The following is a 20,115-nucleotide window of genomic DNA, read 5'->3' on the forward strand; positions in this document are numbered from 1 at the left end:
TGCAAGCGGGAACCCATATGCTTGGTTTTTCTTTTATTTTCAAATGCTAATGAAACGGATAGGTCTGGATTCCCGCCTGCGCGTGAATGACGGAAATGTGCATTTCTAATTTTTACCCACTATATAGTGAATTAAATTTAAACCGGTACAGTGTTGGTTCGCCTTAGCTCAAAGAGAACGATTCTCTAAGGTGCTGAAGCACCAAGTGAATCGGTTCCGTACTATTTGTACTGTCTGCGGCTCGCCGTCTTGTCCTGATTTAAATTTAATTCACTATAAAAACCCCGAATCCTGATTGGCAGGATTCGGGATTTTTGATTGCTGATGCCGTTCAGACGGCATTTTCAAGTAGATTATTGGTCCACAAATGCGCGCTCAATCAGGTAATCACCGCGCACGCCTGTTTTCGGAGAGACGGTCAAACCGAAATCGTCCAAAACTTTGCAGGTGTCTTTCAGCATCGCGGGGCTGCCGCACAGCATGGCGCGGTCGTCTTGAGGATTGATTTTGGGCAGGCCGATGTCTTCAAACAGTTTGCCGCTTACCATCAGGTCGGTTAGGCGGCCGTGGTGTTCGAATTCTTCACGCGAAACAATCGGGTAGTAAATCAGTTTTTCTTTAACCAAGTCGCCGAGGTATTCGTGTTCGGGCAATTCTTTGGTAAAGCGGTCGTAGTACGCCAAATCTTTTTTGTAGCGCACACCGTGTACGAGGATGATTTTTTCAAATTGCTCGTAAATTTCGGGGTCTTTGGTGATGCTCAAGAAAGGAGCGATGCCAGTACCGGTGCTCAACAAGTAAAGGTGTTTGCCCGGATTCAGGTCGCCGGCAACCAAGGTTCCGGTCGGTTTTTTGCTGATTAACACGTCGTCGCCGACTTTGAGGTGTTGCAGGCGGCTGGTCAGAGGACCGTCTTGGACTTTAATGCTAAAAAATTCGAGGTGTTCTTCCCAGTTGGCGGAGGCGACGCTGTATGCGCGCATCAGCGGCTTGCCGTCCACCATCAATCCGACCATAACGAACTGTCCGTTTTCAAAGCGCAACGATTCGTCGCGGGTGCAGGTAAAGGTAAAATATGCGTCTGTCCAGTGGTGTACGGACAATACTTTTTGGGTATTGAATGCTGCCATTTGGGTTTCCTGTCAGTAAAAGAAATGGATAGTGCTTGTTCGGGATGTGCGGCAGAGTGAAAATGTCTGCCCGATTCGGGATAAAGTCAAAATTCTAAACGAAACGGATGGTTGCGACAATGCTTGATGCGCGTTGGTTATATGCCGTCTGAAGGGCTTCAGACGGCATCGCGGGGCGGGCGGCGGCTTACGGCGGCATATCGGCAAGGGAAATCAGGGAAATCGAGGCTGCCAGCCTGAGCGCGTCCCGTCCCCAGCGGGGGTGTTCCAGCCTGCGTATCGGGAGAATCGGTTTGACGGTGGCGGCAATCAGCCTTTGTATTTCGGCAGGCTGATCCGACAATACGCCGCCCCATTTTTCCGCAGCCGCTTCCAGCAGTCCGCCGTTTTTCAATATCAGCGCGGTCGAATGGATGTAGCAAAGCCAATCGCGGGCTTGGCATTGCGCTATGGTCAGGACTTCGGAAGGGTCGTCTTCAAAATCCAAAAAGCTGATGTTTTTTCCGGCCCACATCATATTCCGTGCAAACGCCTGACTGAGGAACTGCTGTTTTTTATGCACGCGTGCAATGGCTTCCAAACCGGCAAGCCAAGCGTCCGCCTTTCCGGCTTCGGCTTCTTGGCGGATTTGCGCATCGAGCGGGATGCCTTCCAAATTGCCGAACATAAGGGCATTTTTCCGGACGGCGAGCAATTCGGGAACGACTATCCCCGCCGCGCGCAATTCGTACAGGCGTTTCGACTCGGTTGCAATGGCAGGCTCACCGCCGAGACTGGGAACCGGCTTCAACACCCCCAGTTTCAAATATCGGGCAACCATACCGAGTAGCGCGTAACGCCATCGTGCATTGTGCCTGCCTGCTTTGCGTACCCATACCTTTGTTCCGTCGGCAAGCAGGTGGGGGGCGATGGCTGCTTCCTGTTTTGCCGCCAATTCGTCCAACAGTATGGAAAAACGGGTTTCCTGCATAGGTAAGGTCATTTTCTTTCAATCTTAAGCTCGGACGGAATGCCGCCCATACGGAACATCAGGCAAGGGTTTGTTCGATGATGCCTTTTACCGCATCCGCACTGTTCGGCACGGTTTGCACGCGCTGCGGCAATTTTTCCAAACCTTCCAGCGCGGCGGGGCGCGGAATGGCGACATCGCCGACGGCTTCGCGTATGGTCGCATCGAATTTCGCCGCCAACGCGGTTTCCAAACAAACCACCGTTTCCCCTTCTTCACGCACTTCGCGGGCGACTTTTACGCCGTCGGCAGTGTGCGGGTCGATGAGTTCTTGGTTTTGCTCGTAAACCTGCTTGATGGTGGCGAGGCGGTCGGCGTGGATGGATTTGCCGGAGGTAAAGCCGTATTTGCCGCCGACTTTGTCCAAGGCAAATCGCAGGTCAAAGCCCTTACCCGCCGCGACTTCCGCCCACAGCGTATTGATTTCCTGAGGATCGCGATCCATCAGGTCGAACACGAAACGCTCGAAGTTGGACGCTTTGGAAATGTCCATAGACGGGCTGGAGGTAACATAAGTATGCTCGCTGTTGCGCGGGCGGTATGCACCGGTTTTGAAAAACTCGTCCAACACATCGTTTTCATTGGTTGCAACAATCAGGCGGCGGATGGGCAAGCCCATTTGTTTGGCGATATGTCCCGCGCAAACGTTGCCGAAGTTGCCGCTCGGCACGCAGAAGCTGACCTGCTCGTCATTGCTTTGCGTCGCTTTGAAATAGCCCGCAAAGTAATAAACCACTTGCGCGACGATGCGTCCCCAGTTGATCGAGTTGACCGTACCGATATGGTATTTTTCCTTGAACGCGGCATCGTTCTGCACCGCCTTTACAATGTCCTGGCAGTCGTCAAACATACCCTTCACGGCGATATTGTGGATATTCCCGTCTTGCAGGCTGTACATCTGCGCGCGTTGGAACGCGCTCATTTTGCCGTCGGGCGACAACATAAATACGTTCACGCCTTTTTTGCCGCGCAAGGCATATTCCGCAGCCGAACCCGTATCGCCGCTGGTTGCGCCCAAGATATTGAGTTTTTTGCCTTCTTTGTTTAAAACATATTCAAACGCGTTGCCCAAAAACTGCATCGCCATATCTTTGAACGCCAGCGTCGGGCCGTTGGACAAGGCTTGGATTTTGATGCCGTCTGAAAGCGTGCGGACGGGGGTGATTTCCTTAGTACCGAACGCCGCTTCCGTGTAAGTACGGTTCAGAATATCGCGCAAATCGTCCTCCGGAATATCCGTAACGAATAGGCGCATAATTTCAAACGCCAATTCGGGATAAGCCAAACCGCGCCATTTGTCCAAGGTTTCGCGACCGATTTGCGGATAATGTTCCGGCAGCATCAGGCCGCCGTCGGGGGCAAGCCCCATCAATAAAACTTCGCTGAACGGTTTGTGTGCGGTTTCGCCGCGCGTGCTGATGTATTTCATGATTTTTCTCGTCTGTCGAAATTGCAGGAAAACGGCTTCAGACGGCATCTGCCTCATGCCGTCTGAAGGAGGTTAGCGGTACAGCCTGCCGAAGCAGGCGGAAACCGTTTTGACGGTCAGGGCGGCAAGCGCCTGATTGCGCGTGGACGGATCCAGCATCTGCATCACATCGTTGCCGGTCATCCGTTCCGGTGCTTCTTGGGCGACGCAAGCGCAAATTTTGTTTTCCCATTCCGCCTGTTTTTCGGCACTCATCGCCAGCGCGGTCAAACGCCATTCGCTGCGCCTGTTCAATTCCGCGCGGCATTGGCTCTCTACCGCCATTTTGACGATGCTGCCGCCCATACCTGTGCCGCCGTCTAAGCTGCCGAATGTGCCGCCGCCGACGGCGCAGCCGCCGAGTAAGATTGCCATCGGCAAAATAGACAAGGTTTTGTTCATCTCAATTCCTTTTCGGTTGAAACCCCGCCGTTTTATGGCGATAGGATCTGATTAGCCGCCCCGTTCGGGATAACGCACAGGGCGGCGTTTTATGCGCCGTTCCGCGTGCTGAAGCAAACCGTTTGAATATCCGGTTGAAACCGACGACATTATACTTCAATCGGGAAAATAAAAAATCCCGCCGCCGTCATTTTGCCTGTTTGCAAAAATGCCGTCTGAAACCGGTTCAGACGGCATTTCATTGTGGTTTATCCTAAAGACTTGAATGGATTTAACCTATTGTTGCGATAAGGTTTCAATCATTCAGTCAAACTGATGGGAAACGGATAAGCGGATGTTGTACGAACCTTTTTTGCCGCCGGAAAACTCTTTTTCCGCATCGGCAAAGACATTCGTTTTTTTGCCTGTCCGCGCATTGTAGCCCAATCCGGCGGAATACCAAGTCCCCCTCGTATTCCATTTTTGAGCATAACTGCTGTTGCCTTCAAATGCCTTAAAGGAGCGGCTGCCCAAGAATTCATGAAGAATATTGCCTTTTACATAGAAAAGTTTTTTATCTTCGTCAAATTTTCTCACAACATCCAAACCCAAGCGGCCTATCAGGCTGTTTACGTGGCTTAAGTTGACATTTATACCATTGTCGAGCCGATAGCCTGCACCTCTCAAATAGGAATATTGCAACTGTGCTTGCGGTGTAATCCGCCACAATTTATCGTCATCCAAAAATTTACGGCGGCCGTATTCGGTGCTGATAGAGAATAGGGTGTTGCTATATTTTCCCTTGCCCCATAATTGCCCCATATGATTTCGTGCAATCACACGGTTACGCAGTTTTCCTATTTTTAATACATTGTCGATATATCCTGTTTCGTCTCCTTCTTTATCTATGTATTGGGTAGTATTGTACAGGGCCAATTCATATTTCCTGATTTTGCCCTTGCCAAACGTATTCCATAATGATGTCCTGCCGTGGCCGTAGTCGAAACTTATGCCCCATTTGCGTTTTTTCTCCTGCTCGTTGAGGCTGAAGCGGTCATATCCGATTTCAAAATCGTTGTTATGAAACCTAAACGCATTGGATTGAATCAAACGGGTATGCGTCAGCCTTATCCAATCGCCTTCTTTTTTGTCCAACGTTGAAAAAGCCCGCTCCCCTTCGCGTTTGGTATAAGTATCCAAAGTGAACGCATAATGTGCGGTTGAGTCGAACATATCATTGATATTTTTGACATTTCGGCTCGGATTGCCCGTAGTTTGTTTGACTAAATAGACATTTTTTCTATGCTCGCTACCATACATCGCATCCACATCTGTGTTACCTGCTTTTTCAGCAGTCATTGTTTCACCATTAAATCTGCGATTGTAATCATCGTTATTGCTCGGATCAGTTTTATGGTCAGAATATTCAACCGTTAAAGCCTGCTCCATAAGATGTGTATCATCAATATATTTCTTACCGTTCACAAATTCATTGCCTGAATTTTCTCGAACAGTCGCAAAACGCAGGCGGTCGCCGTAATTCATACTGTCGAGCACTTCGGACAGATTTTTGACGACGACTTCTTGCGGAGTGGACGTTCCTTTTTTCACATAGAGCATATCGCTGTGAATGCCGTCTTTATTCAGATGCATCAAGAATTTATTGGCACCCGCCAATTCGCCGATATGTAAGGCGCGTCCGCTCGTTTTGCTGTTACTGTCAAAATCAACCGTACCTTCGCCGCTCAATTTATCCATCCAGCTTTGACCTGTCATCGTCCATAATGCGTCTTTGGCTAAATTAAGGTTAATTTCGCCCGCACTTTTGCCTTCTAGGTTATTGACATATCGGTTGAATAAATCTTTATGGGTAGGATTATTTAACCCAGCAAAGTTATCTAAACGACCTACTAAATGACTGTTTGGTGTGAAGTCTAACTCTACTTTGCCATTATTTGCGGATAACACATCACCTGTTAATGTCATAGTGTTAGTAGAGAAATTTAATGGTTTAATAGCAATATTACCGCCATTTGCGATGGTTGCGCCCGTAATTTCACTCTTATCAGCATAATTTAAGTTGATGCGCCCCTCTGTTGATGCGTGATTAGCGATTTTCGAACTTAATTTAATTTGACCATTTACATCTATCTTAGCACTGTTTAATGAATAAATACCTGTTTCAGAGGCATTAATAGTATTGTTTCTAGCAGCTAAAGTAACACTTGCCTTAGTGTCGGATTTAATCCCTTCGTGTTTGGCATTAATCGTATTGTCTTCTTTTGCAGTTAATAAGATTGATCCATTATTTGAGGCAAATATATTAACAGTTTTATCTGCTTTAGAATTAACATTAAGATTAACAATATTGCTTTTTTGAGAATCTAAATTAATGGTTGAATCATCACTGTAAATAGCAACATTACTGCCATTAATTTCGTTTTTATCTTCTGCTTTTAAAGTTTGCTGACTTTTTTCAGAAGCATACAGTCCCAATTTACTAGATACTTGGTTTTCCTTTCCATTCAGAGCAATATGACTACCCTCATGTCTAGTCCAAACACCTGTTCCACCACCAATAATCTCATTTTTTTCGCTGGCAGTTACCGTTTGTTGACCTTTACCAAATGCTTTCATTCCATTTTGAAAGGCTAAAATAGTATTGTTTTTACCATCAATAGTGACAGTGGCTTGAGTGTGAGCATTAGACCCATCATTTGCTCCTGCAATAGCATTATCTTCTTTGGCGGTAATCCCAACTTTAGCACCGTCTTGCGATACCACGCCATTATGTTCAAAAGCTCGCGCTTTATCGCTTAATTCAGTGAGAATATAATTATTTTTACCCGTCAATTTAACTAAAGACTTATCTCCTGCACTAAGTATGCCATTTGAGCCTTTTTTACCTTTATAATGATTGGTTTCCTTTAACACAGCAGAATTTTCAAGATAATCCATATCTGCATCGGTGGCTTTCATGGTAATGATATTATCTTTACCTGCCTCTAAGATAATTTTATTACCATCATTGGTTAATGAAGGGCGGCCATTAGCTTGGGGGATTAAAGTCGACACCCCATCGCTGCCATAAGCTGCATTTTCAACCGTAATTTCATTGTTTTCTTTTGCTGTTGCTGTAATGGAAGAGTTAGAATCAACTTGCAAACCTTCTTGATACATCGGATTACCGGCCACTTCCACAATATTATTTTTGGCAGTCAAGGTGACTTGACTGTCGGTTGATGATTGAATACCTGTTCTGTAGTGTTCGCCTTCAGCTCTTTCAATAGGTGTGTTTAAATCCGGATTTTTTACCTTAATGATATTATTACCTTCTTCTGCTTCAAGAGTTGCTTTTGAATTATGAGTGGCAATAATTCCTTTTACAGAAGAGTGGTTTCTTACGTTTATATCTACTTCATTATTGCCTTTTGTCGCTTTTAAATTTACAGAGCTAAACCCATCAATAGTGGGTTGATCTAAATTATTAGGCTGGTTATTAATAAAAATACCTGTGGTATGCCCTGAATAAGGGCTGTCCTTGCTGGGGTTTTGTTTACCTAATCCTAATCCTAATCCATTGCCTTCAGTTGTAATGGAAACTTTATTATTTTCTCCAACTAAGGTGGTGTGAGATTTAAAGGCGGTTTCAATTCCTCTTAAATAACTTGGGGTGCTAAAATTTGCTGGGTTATCAATTTTGTCTTCTAAATGTGCATTAAGGGCAATAACATTATCGCCTTCTGTTGCCGTCAAATTAACATTTGTATTTAAATGGTTGACAATACCGCTATGGTGAATACCTTTGTGTATTTTTGCATTTAAGTTAAGATGGTTGCCTAATTTGGAGGTTAGAGATAATGAGCCTTTAGTACCGTCTGTGGTGTAGTTGAGATATTTAATTAAAGATTTATCATTAACAAGAAATTCCTGTCCTTGTTGGGTGAGTGCTTTCTCGGCAATATCTAGATTAAAGTCTATTTTTCCTTCGGCTTCTAACTTGACATCATTAGAATAAGGATTAATTTCAACAGATTGGAGATTATTTTTAAATAGAATGTCATTATTGCTTTTAAGCAATAGCTCTGGTTTGTATTCTAGCTCTTTGTCTGCATAAGAAAGAATACCGTAACTTCCCTTTACCGTTAAATTTCCATTATCATTTTTACCAGTGGTAATAAGTTCTAATTTTCTAAAGTTTTCACCTTTTTTCCACCAAGGCACAATATAGTTTTTTACAGTGATTTTTTCATCTTTAAGGGTTATAAGACTATCATCGTCTCTTTGCGGATCAGAAAATAAAGACACCCATTCCATCTCTTGAATATTAGTATATTCATGGGCTTCTGCCTCAAAACATAATGCCGATTGAATCAACAAAGCAATGGTAGATAAAGCAAATTTTCTATTTTGTTTCATCAAAGTCTCCTTAATGTTTAATTGAAACTCTGATTTGAGTATTGTTGTGCCGGTGCGGAATCGGACTCCGGCCGGATATAGTGTGTGAAGTCTCTCGTCTTTTTCAGTATGCGCCTAATATCGGCTTAATGCAAACGGCGGGGCGGAATCCGTATGCGGCACGCCGCCTTTCCCTGCCGTATAATCATATTGTTTGAAAACCTGTCGACGGAGCCCTTATGACCGATTTGTTTGCCCGAGAACCCGACGCGCCGCTTGCCGAACGATTGCGTCCGCATACGCTTGACGATGTGGTGGGGCAGGAACACCTCATCGGCGAAGGCAAACCTTTGCGCGTGGCGGTGGAGGGAGGAAAGCCGCATTCTATGTTGCTGTGGGGGCCGCCGGGTGTAGGCAAAACTACGCTAGCACGGATTTTGGCGCAGAGTTTCAATGCCCAGTTTCTGCCGGTTTCCGCCGTATTTTCCGGCGTGAAGGACATACGCGGGGCAATCGACAAGGCCGAAATCGCTTTGCAGCAGGGGCGGGCGACGATTTTGTTTGTCGACGAAGTCCACCGCTTCAACAAGGCGCAGCAGGACGCGTTTTTGCCTTATGTGGAAAACGGTTTGCTGACCTTTATCGGCGCGACGACGGAAAATCCGTCGTTCGAAGTCAATCCCGCGCTGTTGAGCCGCGCTCAGGTGTATGTTTTGCAGCCCTTGTCTTCAGACGGCCTCAAAAAGCTGATTGCCAAAGTTTTGGCTTTGCCTGAATACCAAGAGTTTACGATTGAAGCGGATGCGCAAGAATTACTCGTGAATACCGCTGACGGTGATGCGCGTAGATTGTTGAATTTGTTGGAACAACTGTTACGCGCCGCCGACACGCGCCGTCTGAAAACCCTGACCGCCGAATTTCTCACTGACAGTCTCGGGGCGCAAATCCGCCGTTTCGACAAAGGCGGCGAGAGTTTCTACAACCAAATCTCCGCCCTGCACAAATCCGTGCGCGGTTCGCATCCTAACGCGGCATTGTATTGGTTTTGCCGTATGCTCGACGGCGGCACCGACCCGCGCTACCTCGCCCGCCGCATCGTGCGTATCGCTTGGGAAGACATCGGGCTTGCCGACCCGCGTGCCTTTCAAATCGCCAACGATGCCGCCGCCACCTTTGAACGCCTAGGCTCGCCCGAAGGGGAACTCGCTTTGGCGCAAGCTGTGCTGTACCTTGCTGCCGCCGCCAAATCCAACGCGGGCTACAAGGCATATAACCAAATGCGCCGGTTTGTTGCAGAAAACAGCAGCGACGAAGTGCCCGTCCATCTTCGCAATGCGCCGACCAAATTGATGAAGGAGTTGGGCTACGGACGCGAATACCGCTATGCCCACGACGAACCGAACGCCTACGCCGCCGGAGAAAGCTATATGCCCGACGGCTTGGACGAACCCGATTTCTACCAACCCGTCCCTCGTGGATTGGAAATCAAAATTGGCGAAAAGCTGGCATGGTTGAAATCGCTGGACGAAGAGGCATTGCCTAGGGGATAGGGCGGATTGGGGGCAGGGCGGCTTTGACTGCCTACCGCAAAGGCGTTCAGACGGCATTCCGAGCCTTGGGATGCCGTCTGAATACGGCGGGGCGCGTCGGCGTTTTTGTAAACGATGTTTAACCGATGTTCCAACACACAGGACTGCACATAAAGCGTCGCCCTGTGAATCGGGTTTTGAAGTTTGAGATGCCGTCTGAAGGCGGGAAAGCCTGCTTCAGACGGCATTAGGGCTTTATCTGTTCGTATCATACTGAATCATTTTATTATTTTATTTTTGGAACGGTTTTATGGTTGCCGAAAAATATGTTATCGAAAGCGGCTTTCCTTATCCGATGGGGGCGACCCCGATGGACGGTGGGGTCAATTTCGCCTTGTTTTCAGGCAATGCCGAAAAAGTGGAGCTGTGCCTGTTTGACGGCGAAGGCAGGGAAACGCGGCTGGAGCTGCCTTCGTACGAAGGCACGGTGTTTTACGGCTTTGTGCGCGGAATCGGCACGGGGCAGCGTTACGGCTACCGCGTGTACGGCAGGGCGGACACGGAGGCGGAATCCTGTTTCAATCCGCAAAAGCTGCTGCTCGATCCGTATGCGCGGCAGACCGACGGCAAACCGAGTTTCCGCAATGCGGAAGAGATGGCATGGTTCAGATCGGAGGACGGGCGCGACAACGTGGCATTTGCGCCCAAAAGCGTGGTGTGGGGCGATGACGGTTTCGACTGGGGCGGCGACCGCCGTCCGCGCATCCCCTTGGCGCAAACCGTGATTTACGAGGCGCACGTCAAGGGGCTGACCAAACAGTTTCCCGATTTGGCACATGCCGGCACATACCGCGCCCTGTCCGATGCGCGCGTGATTGCCTATTTGAAGGATTTGGGCGTTACCACGGTCGAGCTGCTGCCGGTTCAGCAGCATCTTGACGAATACCATTTGCAGCAGGCAGGGCTGTCGAACTATTGGGGTTACAACACTTGCGCCCATTTCGCGGTCGAGCCGTCCTACGCGGCGGAGGCGGAACAGGCTGCGGCGGAGCTGAAACAGGCGGTCAAATCGCTGCACGCGGCAGGTTTGGAAGTGATTTTGGACGTGGTGTACAACCATACCGCCGAACAGGACGAAGCAGGCGCGATGCTGTGCCAGCGCGGTATCGACAATGCGCGCTGGTATTGGCACAAGCTGCACGGCGGTTATGAAAACTGGTCGGGCTGCGGCAACACGCTGCGTATTGCCGACCGCGATGTGGCGCGTTGGGCTGCGGACAGCCTGCGCTATTGGGCGGAACACTTCCATATAGACGGTTTCCGCTTCGACTTGGGAACGGTTTTGGGACGGGGGCCAGATTTCCGAACGGACGGGCATTTTTTCCAAACGCTTTACCAAGACCCCGTGCTGGCAGATGTGAAACTGATTGCCGAAGCGTGGGACATCGGCGGCGACGGCTACCGTTTGGGGCAGTTTCCGCCGCCGTTTGCCGAATGGAACGGACGTTTCCGCGACGATATGCGTGCGTTTTGGGTATGGGAAAACGGCAATTTGGGTGCGTTTGCCGAACGTCTAGCAGGTTCATCCGACCTGTTCCGGCACGGCGGACGCAAGCCCTCGGCAAGCCTCAACTTCATTACCGCACACGACGGCTTCACCCTGCGCGACTTGGTCAGTTACAACGAAAAACACAACGATGCCAACGGCGAAGGCAACCGCGACGGACACAACGGCAACATCAGCTACAACCACGGCATCGAAGGCGCGACCGACGATACGGACATACGGCAAAGCCGCGAATACACCGCTAAAGCACTGCTCTCCTCGCTGTTCCTTTCCAACGGCATCCCGATGCTGCTCGGCGGCGACGAGTTCGGCAACAGCCAGCAGGGCAACAACAATGCCTATTGCCAAGACAACCCGATTGCGTGGCTCGACTGGCAGGACGCGGACGAAATGTTGCAGGATTACACGAAATCGCTGATTGCCCTGCGCCGGGAAATCGACATTTTGAACGAAAACATCTGGTGGACGGAGGGCAGGGTACGTTGGCTGAATGCCGACGGAGTGCCGATGAATCATGAAAACTGGCACGACAAGACGGCGAAATCGATGCAGGTTCTGCTGGACGGGCAATGGCTGCTGTTGGTCAACGGTGCGCGTAATCGGCAGTTTTTTAACCTGCCTCAAGGACGGTGGCAGGTTTCTTGCGTACCATCGGAGAAATTTAATTACAATGTTTCTGAAAATCGGTTTGCCGCCGGACATATGGGCATTTGGGTTTTGAAGCAGGAAGCATGACCCGTCCGAACATAAATAAAAGAAATGCCGTCTGAACCGGCTACCCTTCAGACGGCATACGGAAACCTATTTTTCAATCACCCCGCAGAGAAAGGCTGTTTCACATGGCTCAAAAACTTCCCATTTCCGGTTTCGACTACGTCATGCCCAAGCCGGATGCCGAGACCATCCGCAAGGCAATCGTCTATAAGCTGATTTTCATCTTGGGCGCAGACCCCAAAGATGCCAACGAACACCAATGGCTCAACGCCGCGATGCTTGCCGCACGCGACCTGATTGCCGAAGACTTCCTGAAAACCCGCCGCGCCCACATCGAAAACGGGAAGCGTATGGTTTACTACCTGTCTATGGAATTCCTGCTCGGCCGCGCATTTGTCAACGCCCTGATCAACGAAGGCGTTTACGCCGAATTTGAAGAGGCGTTCAAACAACTGGGCAAAGCGTTCGCCGACGTTTGCGAACAAGAACAAGACCCGGGTTTGGGCAACGGCGGTTTGGGCCGCCTTGCCGCCTGCTTCTTGGATTCGCTCGCCACTTTGCGGATTCCGGCAATGGGCTACGGCATCCGCTACCAATACGGTATGTTCAAACAGGAAATCGCGGACGGACAGCAGGTCGAAAAACCCGATTTGTGGCTGGATCAGGATTTGGCTTGGCAGTTTGCCCGTCCGAACAAACAGTATTCCGTCCGTTTCGGTGGTCAGCTTCTGAATATGGGCGGCAAAAAAGAATGGCTGCCCGAAGAAGAAATCTCCGCGATGGCATACGATGAAATCATCCCGGGCTACGGCGGCGAATGTGCCAACCCGTTGCGCTTGTGGACGGCGCACGCCGGCAAACTGTTCAACCTTGCCGACTTCAACAAGGGCGACTATGCCTCTGCCGTCCGTGCGCAAAACAGCGACGAAAACATCTCCCGCGTCCTCTATCCGAACGATTCTACCGACAGCGGCAGAGAGCTGCGCCTGAAACAGGAATATTTCCTTGTTTCCGCCTCGGTTCAAGACATCGTCGCACGCCACAAATGCCGTTTCCCGAGCGTTGAAAATCTTGCCGGCAAAGCCGCCATCCACCTGAACGACACCCACCCCGTACTCGCCATTCCGGAGTTGATGCGTATCCTGATTGACGAAGAAGGCTTCGAATGGACAAAAGCATGGGAAATGTGCTGCAAAATCTTCTCCTACACCAACCACACATTGATGAGCGAAGCCTTGGAAACCTGGCCGGTCGAGCTGATGGCGCGCCTGCTGCCCCGACATCTGGACATCATCTTTGAAATCAACGCCCACTTCCTCAACAGCGTACAGGAACAGGGTTTTGATGAAGACTTTGTCCGCCGCGTCTCCATCATCGACGAAACCCACGGCCGCCGCGTGCGTATGGGCTGGCTTGCCGTCATCGGTTCGCATAAGGTCAACGGCGTAGCGAAAATCCACTCCGACCTGATGGTCAACACCATTTTTGCGGACTTCGCCAAAGTATTCCCAGAACGCTTTACCAACGTTACCAACGGCGTAACCCCGCGCCGCTGGATCAACATCGCCAACCCCGAACTGACCCGCTTCCTCGACAAACATTTGGGCGAAGCAGACTGGCGCATGAATTTGGACAGTCTGACCAAGCTCAACGGCACGGCGGACGATGCCGCCGTACAGGCGGAATTCGGCGCAGTGAAAAAAGCCGCCAAAGAACGCCTTGCCAAATACATCGAAACCGAGCTGGGTATCAAAGTCAGTACCGACGCGCTTTTCGACATCCAAATCAAACGCATCCACGAGTACAAACGCCAAGCTTTGAACGTGATGCACATCGTGGACCGCTACAATAAAATCTTGGAAAACCCCGATTACGATTGGCAGCCGCGCGTGTTTATCTTCGCCGGCAAAGCCGCATCCGCCTACTATATGGCGAAAAAAATCATCCGCCTGATTAACGATGTGGCACGCGTCATCAACAACGACGAACGCATCCGCGACCTGATTAAAGTCGTGTTCATCCCGAATTACAGCGTCAGCCTCGCCCAAATCATCATTCCTGCCGCCGATTTGCACGAACAAATCTCACTGGCGGGTACGGAAGCATCCGGCACCGGCAATATGAAATTTGCCCTCAACGGCGCAATCTGTATGGGTACGCTAGACGGCGCGAACGTTGAAATTTTGGAAAAAGTCGGCGCGGACAACTGCTATATCTTCGGAAACACCGTCGAACAAGTCGAAGAAATCCGCCGCAACGGTTACGACCCCTTGGGCTATATCGAGCGCGACAGCGACCTGCGCCGCGTCGTCAACCAAATCAGCCAAGGCGCGTTCTCGCCGGAAGAGCCGGGCCGCTACAAAGACGTGTTGCAGCCGTACGGCGATTTCTATCAACTGATGGCGGATTTCCGCAGCTACATCGACACGCAATACAAAGCGGACGGACACTACCGCAACACCTCCGCGTGGCGCAAATCAGCCTTGATCAACATTGCCAATATGGGCTTTTTCTCATCCGACCGCTCCATCGCCGACTACTGCCGCGATATTTGGTACATCAAACCATTGAGCGAAAAAGAATTGCCCAGCAAAAATTAAGCGTTGGGCAGATAGCGAAAGCCGATACATCGGAAAGGTGTATCGGCTTTTTTATATTTGCTGTTTTTGAATTGGATAACAAACTTAAAAGGCCGTCTGAAAACTTTCAGACGGCCTTTTAAAATTTAATTGCCATTTTACAGGATACTTGCGATTACGGTCCAGACCTTGAAGCAGTTGGGGTTGTCGGAGCAGGCTGCGGAATATATTCAATTCTCACTGGATTTGTTCAGTGTGGGTAAATCGGGGGGCGGTATACCTAAGGCTAAGCCTGTGTTTGATGCGAAACCGAGATGGGAGGTTGATAGGAAGCTTAATAAATTGACAACTCGTGAGCAGGTGGAGAAAAATGTTCAGGAAACGAGAAGAAGGAGTCAGAGTAGTCAGTTTAAAGCCCATGCGCAACGAGAATGGGAAAATAAAACAGGGTTAGATTTTAATCATTTTATAGGTGGTGATATCAATAAGAAAGGCACAGTAACAGGAGGGCATAGTCTAACCCGTGGTGATGTACGGGTGATACAACAAACCTCGGCACCTGATAAACATGGGGTTTATCAAGCGACAGTGGAAATTAAAAAGCCTGATGGAAGTTGGGAAATGAAAAAAGGAAGGGGCGGAAAACCTATGACAAATCATTCTATGTTCCCAAAAGATTGGGATGAGGCTAGAATTAGGGCTGAAGTTACTTCGGCTTGGGAGAAAAGAAAGGAATTAGAAGGTCAAAAATGGAGAGGTACAAGTAAATCTGGTGTTGAAATAGAAGGATTTACGGAACCTAATCGAACAGCTTATCCACTTTATAATAGTAAATGAAGTATTGATTAAAAAGGTGTTTTTAAATGTATAAAATAAAATGTTTTTATGATCAGTTTAGTTCTGGTGAATTATTTAACTACTGCCAGTTTTTAGATAATTCTTCTAATCAAAAGATAAATACACGAGGAACAGTGTATCAATATATTATTTATGTTTTAACAGGAGACCTTTATCTACAAAAAGACATAGATGAAAATTTAGAATTTATCCATCAAGCAGAAAATAATCCCAATGAAGTTTATTCAGGAGGTGGACAAGGTTTTTGCTGGGATATTTCTGCTGAAAAAGTAGTTTTCTATCACAACGAATTTGATGAAGAAGACGGCTGGCCTGATTTAAGCTGTTCGCTGCATACTTTTAAAACTGCTTTAATTGCTTGGAATGCTTTTTTGCAATTGCCTAAAAGTATTCATTCGGTGGTGGAGACTGTGATTGAGGAATAAGCATAATTAGCTTAATGAATAGAATCAGCGATATAGATTGGACTGCAAATCCACGCTTATACGCTGTGCCATGATTAAGATGTTAGAACTTGTATTGAATACAAGTTCTCATAAACGAATGGCAGTAAGCATTTGATTTAGATAAAATCCTTGAATTAGAATAATTAAGATTATCTATTTTTTAATAACTCTCTAAAAATCAAGGAACTAAAATCATAAACAAAACCCTCTATCGTATCATCTTCAACTCTTGTCGCGGTTGCCTGATGGTTGTTGCAGAGAATGTGAAGCGCGAGGGTAAAAGCTGTGCCGATAGTGATTCAGGCAGCGCTCATGTGAAATCTGTTCCTTTGGGTACTACTCATGCACCTAGAATGCTGAGGGTAAACTGGTCAATACAGGCATGATTGCAGCGACGACCGATAGCCTTACTTTGTCTTATTTGAGATTCTCCAACAGTTTTTCCCCATCAGTAATCTGAGATAATGTTTGGGCAAAAGGAAAAGAACGTCCCAAAATGGATTTAACCTGTTTTGCTTTGATTGGATTTTGACTTAAATCGAAAAAATGTTCTAGTTTTTGAAAAAATGTTTTATTATCAACGCCGTAATGATGAGTTTTCTCTATGATTCCTGTTGCTTGACCATATGCAACAATTCCTTGTCCAGAGGCGTATAGGAATACATAGTCTCCTTTTTTAATCCGACAGATTTTTTCTTTGTAGCCATCTTCAAATGCAGCAGCTACTTGGTTTGTCATCATAAAATTATGGTCTTCCAGGTCGTTGGCACTATTAGTATTTAATAAGAAATATCGTGTTGTAGTTGAATTATCAAATTCTTCTTCTTTTTGTTTGTCAATCATTCGTTTGTTCTCCCAGTCTTGAATAATGAATTCTTGAATTAAATCATTGATGATATCTTGGCGGGTTGTTTCCCAAGCATCGGCAAGCTCTTGCAAAATCAAATCATCTTTAATGGATAAACGTAAACTCAACGTAATCTTATTTTGATTTCGTTGGTTGTATATTTCTGTGCGGCGGTCGATAAAGCTATTAGGCATAATTATATCCTTTTGTTTTGGGGTTAAATAAAATATCAGGAGGAGAGGATTCATTCTTGATGGCGATCATTATGTTATATTTCTATTTTTTATGCAATAAAAATTACTCTTAAATTATTCTTATTTTATTATATTATTATTTTTATTTAGAATAAACTATAATAATGACTTTTATGGGAGGTTCTGGCTGAATCAGGTAATTTATAGCAAAAGGTCGTCTGAAAACCGGAATTCGGGTTTCAGACGACCTTTTGATAGGACAGGCGGTTTATTTGTTTTCCGCTTCTTCAAAGCCGACGACTTCCAAACCGAATCCGGTCAGACCGGTGAAAGATGAGGGTTGCCCGAGGACGCGCAGTTTTTTGACGTTGAGGCCGGCGAGGATTTGCGCGCCGATGCCGTAGCTTTTGCTGTCCCATTTGTAGGCTTGGTTTGCGCCTTTGGGCAGGGTGCGGTCGAGCAGGGATGCGCCGTCTTCGGTGCGGTGCAGGAGAATGACGACGCCGCTTTCGACCTGTTGGACGCGTTCGAGTGCTTTGGGCAGCGACCAGGAATGGCGCGGGTTGGCTTGGATGAAGTCCATCACGCTGAAGGGTTCGTGGACGCGGACGAGGGTTTCTGCGTCGGCAGAGGGTGTGCCTTTGACGAGGGCGAGGTGGGTTTCGCCGGAGAGCTTGTCCACGTAAACGTGTTGTTGGAACTCGCCCCACGGGGTTTGTACGGGCGCGTTGCCCATATCTTCGAGCAGGCTTTCGGTGCGGCTGCGGTATTCGATGAGGTCGGCAATCGTGCCGATTTTGAGCTTGTGTTCTTCGGCAAACTTCATCAGTTCGGGCATACGCGCCATGGTACCGTCGTCGTTGATGATTTCACAGATGACGGCGGCGGGGATAAGCCCGTTCATTTGCGCCAGATCGACTCCGGCTTCGGTGTGTCCGGCGCGGACGAGTACGCCGCCTTTTTGGGCACGAAGCGGGAAGATGTGGCCGGGTTGGACAATGTCTTCGGGTTTGGCGGACGGGGAAACGGCGGTTTGGATGGTCAGGGCGCGGTCAGCGGCGGAAATGCCGGTGGTGATGCCGTGCGCCGCTTCGATGGAAACGGTAAAGTTGGTACCGTATTGCGCGCCGTTTTTTTGGGTCATCATCGGCAGGCCGAGTTTTTCGACCATTTCGCCCTCCATCGGCAGGCAGACCAGGCCGCGCGCGTGTTTAATCATGAAGTTGACGGATTCGGGGGTAACGAATTGAGCCGCCATCAGCAGGTCGCCTTCGTTTTCGCGGTCTTCGGCATCGGTAATGATGACCATTTTGCCGGCTTTGATGTCGGCGAGGATTTCGGGGATGGTGGAAATATGGGACATGGTGTGTTTTCCTGTATGTTCGGGCGGGCGGGCGGTGTGTTCGGTATCGAGCCAGAAGGCGGGCATGTTCGCCGCCTGTTCGATTTTTCTGGCTTTTTTCTCGCCGAAGGATTTGTTTTTTAAGAGGGCGGAGAGTTCGCCCGTATTGAGGCAGACGGCTTCGGCAAAACGGTTTTGCAAACCGCCGTAGTGTTCTGCTATCCATTGCCGCAGGTTGCGGCGGCGCAGGTCGGCTGTATCGGTCATTGTTTCATCCTTTATAAAAATCGGATGCAGCGGATTGTAAGCGCGTATTTACCAAAAAGCAAATCTGTTTTTTCGCTAAACCGATTTATTTTCTTTTTGGTAAACAGATGCCGTCTGAAGCCGGATTCGTGGCTTCAGACGGCATTGCCTCAACCCCGCCGGCGGGGCGGCTGTTTCTTCCCGCCCGCTTCTGATTCGGGGTTTTCCGGAGGGTTATTCCGAAAAAATTTCTGATAAAAAGCCTTGATTGCCGGATACAGCATAGGCGGTACGAGCAGGCGCAATACCGGCAATCCTATGATGAATGCCGCCTTCCCGATAAAAACCGGACGGATTTCCTTCGCGCCGAATATCTTTCTGCATTTTTCTTTAAATGAAAAATATTTCCGGTAGATGACGATAATGTTTTTGGAAAAATAAAGCCTTACCAATATAGACCTCAGATAGCCGATATTGTCGAAGACAAATTTTTGCAAACCGCCGTAGATGGGGGAATTTTTGTTTTCGACTAAAAAATCCACACCCCGGTCGAGATGCGTCAGCACATCGCTGAAATTTTTGTATTTGATGTTGTGGCTGATAGAGCCGCCGAGAACGCGGTACTGGTAAAAATGGTTATCGTAAAAGGCAAAAGTCTTGATAAAACGCGCCAATTGCAAACTGTACGGGAAATCCTCGTGAATGTCTCCTTTTGGGAAAAACAGATTGTTTTTGATGATTATTTCCCGCCTGACAATCTTTGTCCACGCGTTGGAGATATAGTACCGCCCCTCCACCAGCATTTCAAAATGGCGGACAAAATCATTATCCGAAAAGTCCTCCCCTTTGGAGATGTCGCGGTAATTGAAGGACGAAGGGTGCAGGATCAAATCAATCTTTTTATCTGCAAGTTGTTGTAAATCAAAGAGAATCCCCCCCCCGCGTTTTTTGAACGGTTGGTATCGGCCCAATAGTCGTCGCTGTCCAAAAAGATCAGGTAATCGCCTTTTGCTGCCCGGATACCGGCGTTGCGGGCATCCGACAGCCCGCCGTTTTCTTTATGAATAACTTTTATATGCGGATATTTGCCTGCATATTCGTCGCAAATCTTCCCGCAGCCGTCCGGCGAACCGTCATCGACCAAAATCATTTCATAATCGGCAAAATTTTCGGCAAGCACGGAATCCACGCAGCAGCGGAGGTATTTTTCCACATTGTAAATAGGAACGATGACGGAGAAAATCATAAATATCAATCCATTATATTAAGATGTTTGCGCGTATGCCTCAAACCCGCGCCCGCAATGCGTTTGCATCCGCGCCTTGCAACTTTATAAAACTTATTGCTTTATCAAGGTATGGAAAGCTGTTTCTCAAAAGGCGGCGCAGGATGTCCGTTCCCTGCACC

14 protein-coding genes and 2 pseudogenes are annotated in these 20,115 nt (G+C 48.2%); 6 read left to right on the plus strand and 10 right to left on the minus strand.

Annotated features, from left to right (window positions below):
* Positions 1–353: 353 nt before the first annotated feature.
* The 5 genes from Q9J79_RS01720 to Q9J79_RS01740 form a co-directional block, all read right to left on the minus strand.
* The gene (locus Q9J79_RS01720; protein WP_002213456.1) at positions 354–1,130 is read right to left on the minus strand and encodes a ferredoxin--NADP reductase; all 777 of its coding nucleotides are present in this window, start codon (positions 1,128–1,130) and stop codon (positions 354–356) included.
* Between the two features lie 187 nt (positions 1,131–1,317).
* Positions 1,318–2,112 carry a BUD32 family EKC/KEOPS complex subunit gene (locus tag Q9J79_RS01725; RefSeq protein ID WP_301911287.1) on the minus strand — a complete coding sequence of 265 codons (795 nt, stop codon included), beginning with the start codon at positions 2,110–2,112 and terminating at the stop codon, positions 1,318–1,320.
* 46 nt (positions 2,113–2,158) lie between these two features.
* The gene (gene thrC / locus Q9J79_RS01730; protein WP_301911372.1) at positions 2,159–3,568 is read right to left on the minus strand and encodes a threonine synthase; all 1,410 of its coding nucleotides are present in this window, start codon (positions 3,566–3,568) and stop codon (positions 2,159–2,161) included.
* A 72-nt stretch (positions 3,569–3,640) separates the two neighbouring features.
* A complete protein-coding gene (locus Q9J79_RS01735) occupies positions 3,641–4,009 on the minus strand; it encodes a hypothetical protein (RefSeq protein ID WP_118792607.1) in 369 nt (122 codons plus the stop codon).
* Between the two features lie 303 nt (positions 4,010–4,312).
* The gene (locus Q9J79_RS01740) at positions 4,313–7,168 is read right to left on the minus strand and encodes an autotransporter outer membrane beta-barrel domain-containing protein (protein WP_301911371.1); all 2,856 of its coding nucleotides are present in this window, start codon (positions 7,166–7,168) and stop codon (positions 4,313–4,315) included.
* A gap of 1,457 nt (positions 7,169–8,625) precedes the next feature.
* Between Q9J79_RS01740 and Q9J79_RS01745 the strand changes: the two genes are divergently transcribed.
* Positions 8,626–9,936, plus strand: coding sequence for a replication-associated recombination protein A (locus Q9J79_RS01745; RefSeq protein WP_301911286.1), 1,311 nt, complete (start codon positions 8,626–8,628; stop codon positions 9,934–9,936).
* Here the strand turns inward: Q9J79_RS01745 and Q9J79_RS01750 are convergent.
* Positions 9,843–10,187 (minus strand): hypothetical protein, encoded by a 345-nt coding sequence (locus Q9J79_RS01750; protein ID WP_304685280.1) that lies wholly within the window; start codon positions 10,185–10,187, stop codon positions 9,843–9,845. The two genes, Q9J79_RS01745 and Q9J79_RS01750, sit on opposite strands and share 94 nt — an antisense overlap.
* A gap of 38 nt (positions 10,188–10,225) precedes the next feature.
* Between Q9J79_RS01750 and glgX the strand changes: the two genes are divergently transcribed.
* From glgX to Q9J79_RS10370, 5 genes and pseudogenes are all read left to right on the plus strand, one after another.
* Positions 10,226–12,217 (plus strand): glycogen debranching protein GlgX, encoded by a 1,992-nt coding sequence (gene glgX / locus Q9J79_RS01755; protein WP_304685281.1) that lies wholly within the window; start codon positions 10,226–10,228, stop codon positions 12,215–12,217.
* Between the two features lie 104 nt (positions 12,218–12,321).
* Positions 12,322–14,796 (plus strand): glycogen/starch/alpha-glucan phosphorylase, encoded by a 2,475-nt coding sequence (locus Q9J79_RS01760; protein ID WP_301911283.1) that lies wholly within the window; start codon positions 12,322–12,324, stop codon positions 14,794–14,796.
* 240 nt (positions 14,797–15,036) lie between these two features.
* Positions 15,037–15,612 (plus strand): annotated as a pseudogene (gene mafB, locus Q9J79_RS01765) (polymorphic toxin MafB class 2); the annotation flags it as partial.
* 26 nt (positions 15,613–15,638) lie between these two features.
* A complete protein-coding gene (gene mafI, locus Q9J79_RS01770) occupies positions 15,639–16,058 on the plus strand; it encodes a protein MafI (RefSeq protein WP_002214231.1) in 420 nt (139 codons plus the stop codon).
* 215 nt (positions 16,059–16,273) lie between these two features.
* A pseudogene (locus tag Q9J79_RS10370) lies at positions 16,274–16,429 on the plus strand (ESPR domain-containing protein); the annotation flags it as partial.
* A gap of 67 nt (positions 16,430–16,496) precedes the next feature.
* On the opposite strand, the gene Q9J79_RS01775 reads toward Q9J79_RS10370, so the two are convergent.
* From Q9J79_RS01775 to Q9J79_RS01790, 4 genes are all read right to left on the minus strand, one after another.
* Positions 16,497–17,120 carry a hypothetical protein gene (locus tag Q9J79_RS01775; protein WP_301673318.1) on the minus strand — a complete coding sequence of 208 codons (624 nt, stop codon included), beginning with the start codon at positions 17,118–17,120 and terminating at the stop codon, positions 16,497–16,499.
* 268 nt (positions 17,121–17,388) lie between these two features.
* Positions 17,389–18,729: a bifunctional 3,4-dihydroxy-2-butanone-4-phosphate synthase/GTP cyclohydrolase II gene (gene ribBA / locus Q9J79_RS01780; RefSeq protein WP_301673319.1), complete on the minus strand. Its 1,341-nt coding sequence runs from the start codon at positions 18,727–18,729 to the stop codon at positions 17,389–17,391.
* A 149-nt stretch (positions 18,730–18,878) separates the two neighbouring features.
* Positions 18,879–19,598, minus strand: coding sequence for a glycosyltransferase family protein (locus tag Q9J79_RS01785; RefSeq protein WP_304677119.1), 720 nt, complete (start codon positions 19,596–19,598; stop codon positions 18,879–18,881).
* Positions 19,595–19,954 (minus strand): glycosyltransferase family 2 protein, encoded by a 360-nt coding sequence (locus Q9J79_RS01790; protein ID WP_304677121.1) that lies wholly within the window; start codon positions 19,952–19,954, stop codon positions 19,595–19,597. Before Q9J79_RS01790 ends, Q9J79_RS01785 begins: the two co-directional genes overlap by 4 nt.
* Between the last annotated feature and the right edge of the window lie 161 nt (positions 19,955–20,115).

It is taken from the genome of Neisseria viridiae (assembly GCF_962747995.1).
In the GTDB taxonomy this organism is placed as follows: Bacteria; Pseudomonadota; Gammaproteobacteria; order Burkholderiales; family Neisseriaceae; genus Neisseria; species Neisseria viridiae.

Coding starts and splice junctions, on each gene's coding strand:
- Q9J79_RS01740 (WP_301911371.1), bottom strand. CDS start 7,168: ATGTATCAAGAAGGTTTGCAAGTTGATTCTAACTCTTCCATTACAGCA.
- Q9J79_RS01760 (WP_301911283.1), top strand. CDS start 12,322: ATGGCTCAAAAACTTCCCATTTCCGGTTTCGACTACGTCATGCCCAAG.
- ribBA (WP_301673319.1), bottom strand. CDS start 18,729: ATGACCGATACAGCCGACCTGCGCCGCCGCAACCTGCGGCAATGGATA.
- thrC (WP_301911372.1), bottom strand. CDS start 3,568: ATGAAATACATCAGCACGCGCGGCGAAACCGCACACAAACCGTTCAGC.
- glgX (WP_304685281.1), top strand. CDS start 10,226: ATGGTTGCCGAAAAATATGTTATCGAAAGCGGCTTTCCTTATCCGATG.
- Q9J79_RS01790 (WP_304677121.1), bottom strand. CDS start 19,954: ATGATTTTCTCCGTCATCGTTCCTATTTACAATGTGGAAAAATACCTC.
- Q9J79_RS01775 (WP_301673318.1), bottom strand. CDS start 17,120: ATGCCTAATAGCTTTATCGACCGCCGCACAGAAATATACAACCAACGA.
- Q9J79_RS01720 (WP_002213456.1), bottom strand. CDS start 1,130: ATGGCAGCATTCAATACCCAAAAAGTATTGTCCGTACACCACTGGACA.
- Q9J79_RS01750 (WP_304685280.1), bottom strand. CDS start 10,187: ATGATACGAACAGATAAAGCCCTAATGCCGTCTGAAGCAGGCTTTCCC.
- Q9J79_RS01725 (WP_301911287.1), bottom strand. CDS start 2,112: ATGACCTTACCTATGCAGGAAACCCGTTTTTCCATACTGTTGGACGAA.
- Q9J79_RS01745 (WP_301911286.1), top strand. CDS start 8,626: ATGACCGATTTGTTTGCCCGAGAACCCGACGCGCCGCTTGCCGAACGA.
- Q9J79_RS01735 (WP_118792607.1), bottom strand. CDS start 4,009: ATGAACAAAACCTTGTCTATTTTGCCGATGGCAATCTTACTCGGCGGC.
- mafI (WP_002214231.1), top strand. CDS start 15,639: ATGTATAAAATAAAATGTTTTTATGATCAGTTTAGTTCTGGTGAATTA.